General features: G+C 36.5%; 11 protein-coding genes. 5 read left to right on the forward strand and 6 right to left on the reverse strand.

What is annotated here, in order from left to right; translation table 11 throughout:
* Nucleotides 1-499: 499 nt before the first annotated feature.
* The 3 genes from lepA to argB form a co-directional block, all read right to left on the reverse strand.
* Nucleotides 500-2,305, reverse strand: coding sequence for a translation elongation factor 4 (lepA, locus tag ACFILO_RS00455; protein WP_375677721.1), 1,806 nt, complete (start codon nucleotides 2,303-2,305; stop codon nucleotides 500-502).
* Between the two features lie 1,456 nt (nucleotides 2,306-3,761).
* A complete protein-coding gene (locus ACFILO_RS00460) occupies nucleotides 3,762-4,676 on the reverse strand; it encodes a DMT family transporter (RefSeq protein WP_375632140.1) in 915 nt (304 codons plus the stop codon).
* 32 nt (nucleotides 4,677-4,708) lie between these two features.
* Entirely contained in the window at nucleotides 4,709-5,614 is a 906-nt protein-coding gene (argB, locus tag ACFILO_RS00465; RefSeq protein ID WP_375677687.1) for an acetylglutamate kinase, read from the reverse strand.
* Nucleotides 5,615-6,851: 1,237 nt separating this feature from the next.
* On the opposite strand from argB, the gene ACFILO_RS00470 reads away from it, so the two are divergent.
* Nucleotides 6,852-6,974 (forward strand): hypothetical protein, encoded by a 123-nt coding sequence (locus ACFILO_RS00470; RefSeq protein WP_375677688.1) that lies wholly within the window; start codon nucleotides 6,852-6,854, stop codon nucleotides 6,972-6,974.
* A gap of 353 nt (nucleotides 6,975-7,327) precedes the next feature.
* On the opposite strand, the gene dnaJ is transcribed toward ACFILO_RS00470, so the two are convergent.
* Together dnaJ and dnaK are read right to left on the reverse strand one after the other, a co-directional pair.
* Nucleotides 7,328-8,470: a molecular chaperone DnaJ gene (gene dnaJ / locus ACFILO_RS00475; protein ID WP_375611466.1), complete on the reverse strand. Its 1,143-nt coding sequence runs from the start codon at nucleotides 8,468-8,470 to the stop codon at nucleotides 7,328-7,330.
* A gap of 158 nt (nucleotides 8,471-8,628) precedes the next feature.
* Nucleotides 8,629-10,521 carry a molecular chaperone DnaK gene (dnaK, locus tag ACFILO_RS00480; RefSeq protein WP_273790233.1) on the reverse strand — a complete coding sequence of 631 codons (1,893 nt, stop codon included), beginning with the start codon at nucleotides 10,519-10,521 and terminating at the stop codon, nucleotides 8,629-8,631.
* Nucleotides 10,522-11,481: 960 nt separating this feature from the next.
* On the opposite strand from dnaK, the gene ACFILO_RS00485 reads away from it, so the two are divergent.
* Complete coding sequence (locus ACFILO_RS00485) at nucleotides 11,482-12,036, forward strand: copper chaperone PCu(A)C (RefSeq protein WP_375611390.1); 555 nt, start codon at nucleotides 11,482-11,484, stop codon at nucleotides 12,034-12,036.
* A gap of 110 nt (nucleotides 12,037-12,146) precedes the next feature.
* Here ACFILO_RS00485 and lysM read toward each other — a convergent pair whose 3' ends face one another.
* Entirely contained in the window at nucleotides 12,147-12,602 is a 456-nt protein-coding gene (lysM, locus tag ACFILO_RS00490) for a peptidoglycan-binding protein LysM (protein ID WP_375606145.1), read from the reverse strand.
* A gap of 386 nt (nucleotides 12,603-12,988) precedes the next feature.
* Between lysM and ACFILO_RS00495 the strand changes: the two genes are divergently transcribed.
* Genes ACFILO_RS00495 through ACFILO_RS00505 form a run of 3 tightly spaced genes read left to right on the forward strand, consistent with a single transcriptional unit; the run spans nucleotide 12,989 to nucleotide 16,023 of the window.
* Nucleotides 12,989-13,711 carry a response regulator transcription factor gene (locus ACFILO_RS00495; protein WP_005774392.1) on the forward strand — a complete coding sequence of 241 codons (723 nt, stop codon included), beginning with the start codon at nucleotides 12,989-12,991 and terminating at the stop codon, nucleotides 13,709-13,711.
* Between the two features lie 39 nt (nucleotides 13,712-13,750).
* Nucleotides 13,751-15,535: a stimulus-sensing domain-containing protein gene (locus ACFILO_RS00500; RefSeq protein ID WP_375677689.1), complete on the forward strand. Its 1,785-nt coding sequence runs from the start codon at nucleotides 13,751-13,753 to the stop codon at nucleotides 15,533-15,535.
* Between the two features lie 23 nt (nucleotides 15,536-15,558).
* Nucleotides 15,559-16,023, forward strand: coding sequence for an HPr kinase/phosphatase C-terminal domain-containing protein (locus ACFILO_RS00505; RefSeq protein WP_375611387.1), 465 nt, complete (start codon nucleotides 15,559-15,561; stop codon nucleotides 16,021-16,023).
* Nucleotides 16,024-16,152 lie beyond the last annotated feature (129 nt).

Below are 16,152 nucleotides of genomic sequence, written 5' to 3' on the forward strand. Positions count from 1 at the left end.
TTTCAAATCCTTTCATAGTGAATCAATCACTATCATTTCCTTGCTCGTTACAAACACAGTTGGTATGTGGGTAAGAAACACTTCAAGAAAAGAGTGAAATACCTTTAATGAATTCTCTCAAGTGATAAGGACTGTCATAATATTTTGAGCTGAAAAAGAGTATGATGGGTGCGCTTTGCACCTTTCTGACGCGTAAAAGCGGTAATGCCAAATGGACTTTATATCATTCACAGTGTATTTTACGTTATATTTTTCACAGCCCCCGTTGTGAAATGGAGTTTGATGTATTGAGTGATGATTTACGAAAACGAGCACGCCAATATGCAACATAAATGTATTTTGTTTAAAGCATTCTGTTTTACGTGAGAAAGTGATACCATTATGCAATACACAAGAACATGAAGCACGACGCAATTCTATTTAAAAGTGTTCTTTAAACACCTGAACCAATCGACAAAAGCAAAAGCGCAATCAATGAGAGAAAATACCCCTTTTTTCATTATTTGTTCATTTTGAGCGCTTGAATAAATGCCGATTGTGGAATTTCTACTTTTCCAAATTGGCGCATCCGCTTTTTGCCTTCTTTTTGCTTTTCCAAAAGTTTGCGCTTACGCGTAACATCACCCCCGTAACATTTCGCTGTTACATCTTTACGCAAAGCACGAATCGTTTCGCGCGCTATAACTTTACCACCAATAGCCGCTTGAACTGGAATCTGAAACATATGCTGAGGAATAAGATCTTTCAGTTTTTCACACATTGAACGCCCGCGCTTTTCTGCAATCGTGCGGTGAACAAGCATCGATAATGCATCAATAGGCTCTCCATTCACCAAAATAGACATTTTAACTAAATCACCTTCTGCATAATCTGTCATTTGATAATCAAAAGAAGCATAACCCTTGGAGATTGATTTTAGCCGATCATAAAAATCAAAAACAACTTCATTCAGTGGTAAATCATACGTTACCATAGCACGGGTTCCAACATAGGATAACCCAACCTGTACCCCGCGCCGCTCTTGGCATAGTTCTAAAATTGACCCAAGATAATTATCAGGAGTCATGATTGTTGCCCGAATCCATGGTTCTTCTATGGAAGAAATTTTAACCACATCAGGCATATCCGCTGGATTGTGCAACTCTTTAACAGAACCATCATTCATATTCATGCGATAAACAACCGAAGGTGCTGTCGCGATTAAATCCAAATTAAACTCACGCTCTAATCGCTCTTGAATAATTTCAAGATGTAGAAGTCCCAAAAATCCACAGCGAAAACCAAACCCCAAAGCCGCAGATGTTTCCATTTCAAAAGAAAAACTCGCATCATTTAAGCGTAATTTGCCCATGGCTGCACGCAAATCATCAAAATCGGCAGCATCAATTGGAAAAAGTCCACAAAAGACAACCGGTTGCGCAGGCTTAAAACCAGGTAAAGCATTTTCACAAGGACGGCGCTCTTCAGTAATCGTATCCCCAACCCGTGTATCTGCTACCTCTTTGATAGAAGCAGTGATAAAACCAATCTCGCCCGGTCCTAATTCATCAACCTGTATCATTTTAGGTGTAAAAACCCCAACGCGCTCAACTGGATATTTTGCTCCTGTACCCATCATACGAATGGTTTGGCCTTTTTTTAAAATACCATCTATCACCCGTACCAAAACAATGACACCAAGATATGCATCATACCAGCTATCAACCAACATTGCTTTCAAGGGATTTGCAACATCGCCTGTATGTGGAGGTGGTAATTGTGCAACAATTGCCTCCAGAACATCAGGAACACCCAAACCTGTTTTTGCTGATATTTCTACTGCTTGAGATGTATCAATGCCTATTACATCTTCAATTTGTTCTTTAACACGCTCAGGTTCTGCTGCTGGAAGATCAACTTTATTGAGAACAACAACCAACTCATGGGAATTATCAATGGCTTGATAAACATTTGCTAACGTCTGCGCCTCTACGCCTTGGCTTGCATCCACCACCAACAGAGAGCCTTCACAAGCTGCCAATGAACGCGAAACCTCATAAGCAAAATCCACATGACCAGGTGTATCCATAAGATTTAAAATATAGGTCTCACCATTCTTGGCTTTATAGCGTAAACGTACCGTTTGTGCTTTAATAGTAATTCCACGTTCACGCTCAATATCCATGGAATCGAGTACTTGTTCTTTCATCTCACGTGTATCAAGCCCACCTGTTATTTGAATCAAACGATCAGCTAAAGTGGATTTGCCGTGATCAATATGCGCCACGATGGAAAAATTACGAATATAATTACGATCTACTGTCATATAAGGCGATTTAGCAAAGAATAATACAAAACGCAAAGACCAATTATGCTCCAGCTCCTTACAAAAGAATATAAACCAAAAAAGCTTCTCAAAACACAACTTCTCATAGCCTAAACAATAAGGCTTTTGTTTGCGAAATTAAATACAAAAGGTCCTAAAATGATCTTTTCACATCTTGTTTGATGACTCATATGCTGTAATAAGCCAGTACCATCACATACTTTGCTAATCTCCAATATTGCGACGATCCTTTACACTTGAAAAAGTTTATCAGAGATATACTTTTCTTGCACAGTCTTTACCCACATGCCCCCCACTCATTCACTTGTGACGTGTAAGCAAGTGATTTGGATTGATTTAACATGAAAATGATTTGACGTGAGAAAGTTTTACAGTATTCAAGGTTCTAATTCAATGTAAATAATGCTATATTATCATTATAAATCAATGTATTATCATATTTATATGATAGGCGTATATATCACTTAGGATTGCAATAAAATTCGTAAGAAATGCTTTTTTATTTGTACGCAATAATCTGCTTTTTTAGCAATCTTATATAAAATAACATGAATATCGAGAGAGTTTCTTCTCAATTTTTAAAACTTTAGAAATATGCTCTATTGAGTGATGTTTTATATACTTTTTATACAACTCCTTCCTTCATTAAATATAAAACACACCAATCCTCTTCGATTCATTGGATAACGCATTGATTTATAATGATCGTTTATTGTTTTGCAATTTAAATTAAAGCTCTGAATATCGCGAGCTTCTCTCATTTTAAATCTTCTCATAATGAATCAATAAATTTTTTGCTCCCCCATTATAAAACAGAGCTAGTGTATGGATAAAAACGTTTAAGAAATGAGTAAAAATACCTCTCTCTTTCAAATGCCAAAAACTATCGTAATATTGAGAACAGATAAAGAAAATGCTCGTGCCTTTTATTTTAAGTAAAATGATGATGCTCTGTGGTTTTTCTATACTTCATGCAAACCGTCAATGAATATGATGTATATTGAGAAAATTATCTTTTAAAAAACGCTTTAATGTACAACGTTATGGGGATACTTTGGGCGTTCTATTTTGCATGAGAAGCGTAACTCTATTAAAGGACAAAAGAAATAACGTGCGACAGTGCGTAATTTTCATTATTCAAAAACATTACCGTAGATGTTTTTGAAAGTTGTTAAAGCCAAATTTAAACATGATCGTAAAGATGAGCGTTAATTTTTACCTTTATATCACCTCATGCTTTGGCTCAATAAAGGTTGTCTTCCCGTTTCAGAAGTTAGGCAAACAGATAGAAGCATACTATTTCTCCACTTTGGCATGCAAAAGCTGGAATAATTTATAGAACTTCTTAATCATCTTAGTATTAAAAAAGCTCCAAAAATGAAAACTCTACAAGCAAAAATCTCATGTAATAAAATCATAATAAAAAAATGTATAGCTAATCAATTTTTTTAATTGCTTTATTTTTTTTACGCCATTGTGAAGGTTGTAATTCAGCCACAATGATTCCAATCAGAATAAGCAAACCGCCCAATAAAGCTAAGGGAGATAAATGTTCTCCAGCCAAACGCCCAACAATACCAGCCCATACCGGTTCACCTGCGTAAATGAGTGTCGCACGCGTAGGGGAAATAGACTTTTGTGCCCAATTCATAGCTAATTGAATGATGGCACTCATTAATGCCAATCCTATACCAATATTAAACCACACCCACGAAAATTCAGGGATGCTTTCACCCATCAACGGCATACAAGCAAATGAAAAAAAACCACTAAAAAATAACTGAATAATGGTTACACGCCGACTATCAACCTTGTTCGCAAAAATTCCGATGAGTATGACTTCTCCAGCAATCGCTAAAGCGCCTAACAAAGTTAAAATTTCGCCTTTTGAAAAATCAAAATTTCCCGGCTTTTGTCCTGAAATAAATACAAGCCCAATAAAAGCGAAAATAATGCCAATCCAACAAGCTAAACGGGGAGGTTTTTTAAAAGCAATCCATTGCAAAATTGGAACCATAGGTACATAAAGCGCTGTGATAAAAGCCGACTGACTACTAATAATCGTTTGAAGTCCAGCTGCTTGAAAAGCATAACCCAAAAACATGGCTAAACCAATCGCCATCCCAGCGAAAACTTCATAAACAGTTATCCCTTTTATAGAGCGCCAAAAAACTACCCCACATATAAGAGATGCAACAATAAAACGAAATCCAACAAAAAACAGAGGACCGCTATAGCGTACCGCAATGTGAATGACTAAAAATGTAATGCCCCACAATATTGTCGCAGTAAATATTGCCAATTCTGGCTTACTTAATAAAGGATATTTAAACTGTTTTAGATTCACCATGAAAAACTTTCTCTTCCAATTTTCCTCACAATTTATGAAACAATAAGCGTTCCAACTCCCTGTTCGGTAAACAGCTCTAGTAAAACAGAATGAGGAGTTTTACCATTTAAAATGACAACACCTTCCACGCCATTTTGAAGGGCTTTTATACAAGTCTCTACTTTTGGAATCATGCCTCCTGAAATTGTCCCATTTTTAATAAATTTCTCAGCTTCAGAAACTGTCAATTCTTTTAAAAGTTTACCCTGTTTATCCAAAACACCAGGAACATCAGTGAGAAATAAAAGGCGTTTAGCCTCTAATGCACCAGCAATAGCTCCAGCAAAAATATCAGCATTAATATTATAAGTTTTACCATCGCGTCCTGGAGCCACAGGAGCAAGAACTGGTATCATTTCAGAACATGCTAAAAGATCTAGCAACGTGCGGTCAACTTCAACAGGCTCACCAACAAACCCCAAATCTAAAACACGTTCAATATGCGAATCAGGATCAATAACAGTTTTATAAGCCTTTTCGGCAAAAACCATATTGCCATCCTTGCCGCATAATCCTATTGCCCATTCTCCCTCAGCATTGATGAGAGCAACAATTTCTTTATTTATGGAACCCGCTAAAACCATTTCAACCACTTCAACGATCCGCTCATCGGTTACCCGTAATCCGTTTTCAAATCGCGATTCAATCCCCATTTTCATTAAAATTTCAGCAATTTGAGGCCCACCACCATGAACAACAACAGGATTGATCCCCGATTGCTTTAATAGAGCAATATCACGCGCAAATGCTCGCCCCAAAGCAGGATCACCCATAGCATGGCCGCCATATTTTACCACGACCGTTTCATTTTCATATTTTTGCATATAGGGTAAAGCAGACGATAAAAATGCTGCTTGTTTTTCCAAAACATCTACATCACCGTTTTTAGCATCATCCATCAATAGAGCCTCCTCATCACTTTTTACCATCTCTTAATGAAATTTAGGAAAAGTGAAAACAATAAAACCAAACTTTACTCTATCCCCCCCTGAAAATCGTCAATTTTCCTCTAAATTACGAAAAAGGAATAGCGAAATGAAATACAAAAACTTCCTTTAAAAATTGACAGCGAAAAATTAAACAAAATAGGCGTAAAAAAACGTCATTATTTTATGATCTTATATATAAAATTGAAAAGCAAAATTTTGAAGCTACGCTGCACATTCAACTCATTAGTTTATCCCTATGGATACTTAACAATGAATAGGAATATATACAACCATTGATTTTGTAAGATAAAAATAAAGTTTCTTATAATAATAAAATTAACATATTCCTAAGATAAGAAATCACTCAACTGCTTTATAGCTTATCCCAATAAACTATAACTTTGGTTTTAAAAATTTGACTTTTTCTCAATCATAAAACATGAGGAAATGTCAACTGAACGCTCCTTATGGAGAATCATAATAAGTTGATTTATAATAATAATTTATCTTTTTATATCGTAAAATCGAAAAAAGGCTTTGCAACATTATCCATATATTGTGATAGCTCTTCAAAAGCATCTTCGTAAAAGCATTTAATTGTTTAGATTACTCTCTTCGTAAGATTTGATAAAATTTCTCATTTTTCATGATCTGTCATTAAGTTTTTCTTTTTGCATAGCAATACATGCTTGAATTATTCAATGTTTTTTAGAATTTTTAATTCTTTTAATTATGTTATTTTATGAAAAAAGATTCATTTCGTATACTTCTCTTTCCATATCACCAATCAATTTCAACAATATATCGTGCTGTTTTCTAAGCATATTGTGCTATTTTTTTATTGTATTTGTTTTTTCTTTTTAAAGGTAACTTCCTCTATCTTCCCACCAACTTTTTATTATGCCAATAAATTCAATTAAGTGAATTCCATCGAATCTGTTTCCCCACAAGAGAGATACATCGAATACCTCAAAAAGTGTTTTGTTATGTCTTCTTTAGCATTCAACACACATTATCTCATTCCACAATTTCTTTGGAACAAAATAAACTTGATTATAGTGTTTTTATTATCTGGAAGAACTATTTATGACATCAGAAATACAAAACTAAATCCGCATCTAAAAAGACATGATTACTGCTAAAAGCTAAGATGAGGCATGTAAAAGCTATTCCGAACAAAATAACCCTTATTTTAAAGGAAGCAGTGATGAAAACTATGAAAAATGCCAAAAATAAAATCGGTTATAAGAAGTTGATACTTTATTTGAAAAAGATGGATTGCCTAACAGCTTATTTAGCGTTTCTTGGCAAGCCGCTACCTATTTTATAATTTTATTATAGAGCCTTTAAAAAGAAATTTTGAGTGAAAAAATAAACACCAAAAATACTGAATGCATAAAGGCAGTTATCATGACACTGGCAATATTTATTATCAATCACTCAATTGCGTTCTTATATGGATAAGCCCTTTTTAAAATGTCATAGACACTCAAAAATAAGACTTATCCATAAAACTCATGAAATATAAAAACTATCAGCAGCAGGAGTTTATCCTAAATTAGCTGTCTCTCTCTTTTCTTTTCAAGAAAAAATGCTTTTCAAAGATAATGAGACAATAGAAAGCTTAATGAAAATAACTTTCCCACAGTTCTCTCTAATTATTCTGAGAACATTCACATAATTTTAACCAGAAATATTTTCAAAAAATTCTTTCATACGTGAAAAAAAACCATGTGATTGCGGTGAATTTTCATGATTTGAGAGTTTCTCAAATTTTTGCAACAATTCACGTTGTTCTTGCGTTAATTTCTGCGGCGTCTCAATCGTGATATGGATGTAAAGATCACCCCTTGCTTGCTGACGGCGCAACATGGGCATACCTTTGCCTCTAAGGCGGAATTGACGTCCATTTTGTGTCCCTTCTGGAATCTTAACGCGTGCTTTAACACCATCAAGGTCGGAAACTTCAAACTCTCCTCCTAAAGCAGCTGTTACCATTGAAATAGGAACGCGACAGTGAAGATCTGCTCCTTCTCGCTGAAAAAACTCATGCGGTTTAATGGAAAGGAAAATATAAAGATCACCATTGGGGCCACCACGAATACCAGCATCACCCTCACCAGAAAGGCGAATACGCGTTCCATCTTCAATACCAGCTGGAACATTTACGCTTAATGAACGTTTTTTCTCTATACGCCGTGTCCCCTGACATTTGGGGCATGGATCCGTAATAGTTTCACCACGTCCATGACATGTAGGACATGTCCGCTCAATAGAAAAGAAACCCTGTGCAGCACGCACACGACCAGATCCATGACATGTTCCACAAACTTGCGGCTTAGAGCCTTTTCTCGCTCCTGATCCTTCACAAACATCACACGTAACGGAACTGGGAATATTAATTTCTGCAGTTTTTCCTGAAAATGCCTCTTCTAAAGTCACTTCCATATTATAACTCAAATCTGCACCACGTTCGCGACTATCACCACGCTTACGGTGTGTCCCTCCCATAATCTCACCAAAAAAGTCTTCGAAAATATCCGCAAATCCACCACCAGCAGCAAAACCACCAAAGGGATTTGCTCCCCCTTGACCACCGCTATTTTCAAAGGCCGCATGGCCAAATCGATCATAAGCAGCACGCTTCTGGGGATCTTTAAGAACTTCATAGGCTTCGCCAATTTCTTTGAATTTTCGCTCTGCCTCTTTATCCCCCGCGTTGCGATCAGGATGATATTGCATTGCCAACTTACGAAAAGCAGATTTCAACTTTTTATCATCACATTCGCGAGTCACGCCAAGAATTTCATAATAGTCAACCTTCATCATGTATTCCTGATAATTTTTCTGTCATCCATCTTTATGGATAATATTGCTTTTAATTTATATTTTTAGCAACAAAGTTGCAACTTATCTCAAATAATAAAGCCCAGCCTTATATTTCAAAGGCCGGGTTTATCAATTAATCAACACATATGCTGACACTATTTCTTCTTATCATTAACTTCTTCAAAATCAGCATCAACAACATCATCATTCTTTGCCTCTGTTTCAGTGTCAGCGCTCGCTGCTTGTGAGGCTTCGTACATAGCCTGTCCAAGTTTCATACTGACTTCTGCTAATTTTTGCATCTTTGTTGTTACTTCTTCCGTATCACTGCCTTCAAGCGCAGATTTCAAATCAGATATTGCTGTTTCAATCTGTCCCTTTTCTTCAGCTGATACTTTATCGCCATATTCATTGAGCGACTTTTCAGTTGAATGAATAAGAGCCTCCGCTTGATTTCTAGCTTCAACACCTTCACGGCGTTTTTTATCCTCAGCCGCGTGCTCTTCTGCATCCTTTACCATTTTTTCAATATCAGCATCACTTAAACCACCTGATGCCTGAATACGAATTTGATGCTCTTTACCTGTTCCCTTATCTTTGGCCGAAACATTAACAATACCATTCGCATCAATATCAAAAGTAACTTCAATTTGAGGTATACCACGTGGGGCTGGAGGAATACCAACAAGATCAAATTGAGCCAATAACTTATTATCACTTGCCATTTCCCGTTCACCTTGGAAAACACGAATCGTCACAGCACTCTGGTTATCATCAGCTGTCGAAAAAACTTGCGATTTTTTCGTCGGGATAGTGGTATTGCGCTCAATAAGGCGTGTGAAAACCCCACCCAAGGTTTCAATACCCAAAGATAAAGGTGTTACATCTAGCAACAACACATCTTTGACATCGCCTTGCAATACACCTCCTTGGATGGCAGCACCCATTGCGACCACTTCATCAGGATTAACGCCTTTGTGTGGATCCTTACCAAAGAAGCTCTGCACAACTTGCTGAATCTTGGGCATACGCGTCATTCCACCCACTAAAACAACTTCGTCAATCTCACCGGCCTTTAATCCAGCATCTTTCAACGCAGCTTTACAAGGTTCAATGGTACGCTGCACTAAATCGTCAACGAGAGATTCAAATTTTGCCCGAGTCAATTTCATTGTTAAGTGCTTAGGACCTGATTGATCTGCCGTGATAAATGGTAAATTGATTTCTGTTTGCTGTGACGAAGAAAGCTCAATCTTTGCTTTTTCTGCCGCTTCTTTTAAGCGCTGTAAAGCGAGTTTATCATTTTTCAGATCAATTCCTTGTTCTTTTTTGAATTCATCGGCAAAATAACCGACCAAGCGCATGTCAAAGTCTTCACCCCCTAAAAACGTATCCCCATTGGTTGACTTAACTTCAAAAACGCCATCTCCAATTTCAAGGACTGAAATATCAAATGTACCACCACCAAGGTCGTAAACAGCAATTGTTTTTCCGTCCTTTTTGTCCAAACCATAAGCTAAAGCAGCAGCTGTTGGCTCATTAATAATCCGTAAAACTTCAAGTCCAGCAATTTTACCTGCGTCTTTCGTGGCTTGACGTTGCGCATCATTAAAATAAGCAGGAACCGTAATAACGGCTTGTTCAACTTTTTCACCAAGATAAGATTCTGCTGTTTCCTTCATCTTTTGCAAAATCATAGCTGAAATTTGTGACGGAGAATATTTCTTTCCCGCCTCTTCAACCCATGCATCACCATTGTCACCTTTAACAATTTTATAAGGAACAAGCGCTTTATCTTTTTCAACCATAGGGTCATCAAAACGGCGCCCTATCAAACGTTTAACTGCAAAAACTGTCCCTTCAGGATTTGTCACCGCCTGCCGTTTAGCAGGCTGCCCAACAAGCCGCTCCCCCCCATCAGTAAAGGCAACAACGGAAGGTGTTGTTCGCGCTCCTTCTGAGTTTTCAATAACTTTTGCGTTTTTGCCATCCATAACAGCCACACAAGAGTTCGTTGTCCCCAAATCAATACCAATTACTTTTGCCATATTATAATCTCCATTCAGCAAGCTACCTCAACCTTCATAAAGCATCTTTTTAAGATAGCTCCTCATAACACCTAAAGCCCGTATATTGCTTCAAGCAATATAAATAATGATAAACTGCAAGTCGCAACAAGCCTTGCTGCCTCGTATATAAGAACAGGCTTTTATTGCTACAAGAGAATAATGAGAGAAACATCTCTAAAATAAAAAATTTATTTTAAAATAGGCACTCTAATGACCCATAAATACCATATTTATGAGAGACTTGAGAGGATAATATATTTTTCTTGCAATTCTCAAAAAATATATCTTTCTATAAAAATTAAAAAATAAAAGAATGATTGCACTCTCGCTCTTGATCTTCTCATCATTGATAAAATCATACTCACGTAAAAGCTTTTTAAAAGGCGAATAATTTATATCACAAATATTATAAATTTTCCTTGGACTAAAATAGTCATCATATCTAATGCTCATATCAGTAAAGGTATTATCTATCTATCTCCTTTCAAAAATTCTCCTTCTAACGGTCTCATTGTTTGCGGCTATTTGAAATCTGTGCTTTAAATTCACCTAAAGCGTTTTTTCTTAACTGTATAATTTTGAACTTTGAAAATATATAAAAATACCTCTGTATAAACGCTTTAAAATGCCAAGAGCTGTCATAATATTAAAAATTGGTAAAGTGGTTGATGATTGTTCTGTATTATATCTTCATTAAGTAAAACAGTAGTGCATCATAGATTTTATACCATTTGCAAATACTATTTATGAGATGAACACGGAAGCGTTAAGAGGTGTGTTGTCATTGTAAATCTTACTGTCTTCTTTTAAATTTCAAGAATTCTATGATTTTTATATTAAAATCAATTTCATTTTAGCATTTCTTTCTTTTATTTTAAATAAAAGCTCTGCTAAAATAAAAATATTCAAAGTGTGAATCTTATGAAGGAGGGTAAATCAATAATGACATCTATTATTAAGAAAATAACAAATCTCATCTTTAAGAATATAATACATACACAATATCCATACAAAAAGGTTATCATAAATATCGTGTGTGCTCTTCTCTTTGCTGGTATAACCCTGCCAGCAGGTGCTCAGCAATATAAACTTGGCGACATAGAAATTCTCAATCCTTGGACACGCGAAACACCTAGAGGTATAAGAGTTGGTAGCGGTTATCTCTACATTATCAATCACAGTAATACCCCAGACCGTTTGGTTTCTATTTCCACAAACGGAGTAAAAACAACGGAGATACACTCTATGGCTGTCGTTAATGATATTATGAAAATGGAAAAAATGCACAATGGCATTGAAATTCCGGGAAATGGCGAAATCACGCTTAAGCCTGGCGGTGATCATATTATGTTCATGGGGCTTTCACAACCATTTAAGTTAGGTGATAAAATTAGCGCAAAATTAACATTTGAGAAAGCAGGAACCATTGATGTTGATTTCTCTGTAAACGCTATGAAAGTACCATCACCTTCTAAATCCTCTCCTGTTCACTAAGCTCCTTTTATTATAAATACACACTTTATAAAATGAAGAAGCGTGAAATTTTTTACGCTTCTTTATTTTTTGTTTTATGCCATCAGTAAAAAATTATCCCCTTTGATGAATTAACTATGGTCAATTTCAGGAATACGTAAAACTTGTCCAGGATAAATTTTATCGGGAGATTTTAGCATTGGCTTATTGGCTTCAAAAATAAATGTGTTTTTATTACCTTGCCCTTTTCCATAAACCTCTTCAGCAATTTTCCAAAGATTATCACCAGATTTAACCTCATAAAAGCGAGAAGTTTTTCTAGGCGTTGTATCTATAACCTTTAATTGATCAACATCTACAGAAGAGATACCTTGTGAATTGCCAACAACCAGCAGTGCTTTTTCAAGTGTTTCCCTATCTGGAACTTCACCGCTTAAAATAGCTTTACCGTCTTCAACTTGAATATTGACTTTTTCTGTACCGAGTTGAAAATGATCAAATGCTCTCTTAAAATCCTTTTCTTTTGGTTCATGGTCCCCAATACCTAACTTTTCCCCTACAGTTTTAATAAAATTAAAAAATCCCATTACGACCTCCTTTCGTGTAGCAGAAACAAATTTTTGTGCATATATTGCCACATTCTTTTCTTTGCTCTTAAAACACATAGGCAGATTTTCTAAACTTCAACAATCAAAACTACATCTGTTCAATTATGAGACAAATACAATAATAAACTTTGTAATAAACCTTGATAAAAAAAGCCTTTATGAAAATTTTCTCTCAAATGAAGGGATCTTAATAGACGTAGAAACATTATAAATTATGAAAGCAAAACAAGATTTTACAGTAATGACAAAAGGTTTTTTACTTTGCTACAATTTGTATCATATTTGTTTTGCAAAAAAAATATGAACTCCCATATAAATAAGTGTGGGTAATTTGCTACCACAGCAATAGAAAGGTCTAAGAAACCATGAAAGATACACCAACAATCACACAAACGATTGTACTTGTTGATGATGATCGCAATATTTTGACATCTTTATCTTTTGCGCTTGAGACAGAAGGATATCGGGTTGAAAGCTATACAGATGGAGCATCTGCACTCAAGGGTCTCACACTTCACCCTCCACACTTAGCTATTTTTGATATTAAAATGCCCCGAATGGATGGGATGGAACTTTTGCGTCGTTTGCGTCAAAAATCTGATCTTCCAGTTATTTTTCTTACCTCTAAAGATGATGAAATTGATGAATTATTTGGTCTCAAAATGGGAGCTGATGATTTTATTACTAAACCTTTCTCCCAACGTCTTCTTATTGAACGCGTGAAAGCTATTTTACGCCGTTCTAATGCACGTAACCAACCGCTTTCTACAGGAACTTCTTCCACCTCTTCTCTCAAACGTGGAGATCTTGTGATGGATCAAGAACGCCACACCTGTACATGGAAAGATAAACCTGTTATTTTAACCGTTACGGAATTTTTGATTCTGCAAACCTTAGCACAAAGACCAGGAGTTGTAAAAAGTCGTGATGCTTTAATGGATGCTGCTTATAGTGATCAAGTCTACGTAGATGATCGCACCATTGATAGTCACATTAAACGTCTGCGTAAAAAGTTTAAACAAGTGGATGATGATTTTGCAATGATTGAAACACTTTATGGTGTAGGTTATCGTTTCCACGAGGTATAAAACTACTTTGTCGCAAAAATTTGAATGGCAATCAAATCGATGACAGACAATTCTCAACTGGAAACTTTACAAAAAACAACCGTTAATGGTACATCCTCAACGCCATTTCTTATGTTCGCTCGTTTGCATCTTCGAACACAACGTCTCTTTAGACAATTGCTTTTTTCCAGCCTCACACGTCGCATTGTTATATTAAACATTGCTGCCCTTGCCGTTTTAGTTACAGGCATTTTATACCTTAACCAATTTCGCGATGGTTTAATTGAAGCAAAAATCAAAAGTTTATGTACCCAAGGAAAAATTATTGCTGGGGCTATTGCTGCTTCTGCAACAGTAGATACAAATTCTATCCTCATTGACCCTCAAAAACTCTTAGAGTTACAGACTGGTGAAAGCGTTACACCCGCTCCTCAATCAACCGATTCTTGGGATTTTCCTATTAACCCTGAGCAAGTTGCCCCTCTTTTACGGCGTCTTATTACACCTAAAACGACAAGAGCACGTATCTATGATCGTGATGCTACTCTCCTTCTTGATTCGCGCGTTCTTTATTCTAGTGGAGAAGTTTTTAGTTATGATTTACCCCCACTTAAAACAGAACAAAACATGTGGGATCGCCTTACTTCATGGTATTCAAGCGCATTTTATGGCAAAGGTATTGCTCTTGACAGAGAACAAACAAAAACCAGTGGTATTGCTTATCCAGAAGTGTACCGCGCATTAAACGGATCTCTTGCTACGGCTAAAAGACGCAACAGACAAGGGCAATTAATTGTTTCTGTTGCCGTTCCTGTTCAACGCTATCGCGCAGTGGTTGGAGCTCTTCTTCTTTCGACCACTGGTTCCGATATTGATAACATTGTAAAAGGCGAAAGACTGGTTATCTTTAAAGTTTTTGCCGTTGTAGGTAGCGTACTTTTGGTTCTTTCTCTCTTTTTGGCCCATACGATTGCCCATCCATTAAGTAAATTATCTGCCTCGGCTAATCGAGTGCGTAATGGTAATAATCAGCGTGTAGAAATTCCTGATTTTTCAATGCGTGAAGATGAAATTGGTCACCTTTCAACTTCTATTCGTGATATGACTAATGCCCTTTATATGCGTATTGAAGCCATTGAACGCTTTGCTGCTGATGTAAGCCACGAATTAAAAAATCCTCTCACCTCTCTACGCAGTGCTGTTGAAACGCTCCCTCTGGCTAAAAATGAAGAAGCACAAGAGAAATTGCTGGAAATTATTCAACATGATGTGCACCGCCTTGATCGGTTGATTACAGATATTTCTGATGCATCGCGACTCGATGCAGAGCTTGCACGAGAAACCGCAGAGATTGTTGATATGACACCGCTTTTGGAAAGTCTTGTTCATGCTGTTCAGGAAGTGTATCGTAATACGCAAACTATTGATATAAGCCTTAATATTGTCCCACGTCCTCATGGAAAAGCTTATCTTGTATTGGGACATGAACTTCGTTTAGGACAAGTGATTTCAAATCTTCTTGAAAATGCGCGTTCTTTTATTCCTCGGAATCGTGGCAAAATTTGCATTACTATGAAAAGCCATGCTTCAACCCTTATTTTAACCATTGAAGATAATGGCCCAGGTATTCGTTCAGAAAATATTGAACGCATTTTTGAACGTTTTTACACAGATCGACCAAATGAAGATGCTTTTGGACAAAACTCTGGACTTGGCCTTTCTATTAGTCGGCAAATCATCGAGGCTCATAATGGGACAATTACAGCCGAAAATATTATCGATCCTACACTTGGGAAGTGTAAAACTGGTGCACGTTTTACTATTATGCTTCCGCTTGCTAAATAAATCTTTTATCCAAAGTAAAAGGCATGAAAACAAAATGTGAAATACTCCACGCAAATTGCCTTCAACTGGGGGGCAAGGGGCTGTTAATTATAGGTCCATCCGGATCAGGAAAATCAACCATCACCCTTTCTTTGCTTGACCGCGCTGAGTGGTCAAAACGTGAAGCGAAGCTTATCAGTGATGATTATACAATGTTGCGTGCGGAAAATGGAAAGCTTCACGGATACACTCCTGATAATTTAGAGGGCGGCATCGAGATTCGTGGCGTTGGTCTTTATATGATAGAATTTGAAAAGCACACAACTATCGATTGTGTTATTTTTCTCGGTCCGGAATATGAACGTTTTTCCACAAATAAAACTTTTCAATTTGAAAATTTGCACATTCCTCTTTTAAAACTTCCCTCTCTTCGTGAAGCCGATTGTACAGCCATTTGTCAAGCTATTGAAGCATTTTTGTTTAGAAAAATATGGCAAAAATCTGTCTAATTTTTTTCTAAAGATAAAAAAATCACAATTTTTGCCTTTTTTTTGCAAATTTTTCTTGGCAGCAAGATAAAGCCTTGTACAATGTCTTTCCCACCAACTATGGTTGGGTCTTATTAGTTAACAGGAGTT

Origin of the sequence: Bartonella sp. AP72JLCBS (assembly GCF_042195705.1) — a bacterium.
GTDB lineage: Bacteria > Pseudomonadota > Alphaproteobacteria > Rhizobiales > Rhizobiaceae > Bartonella.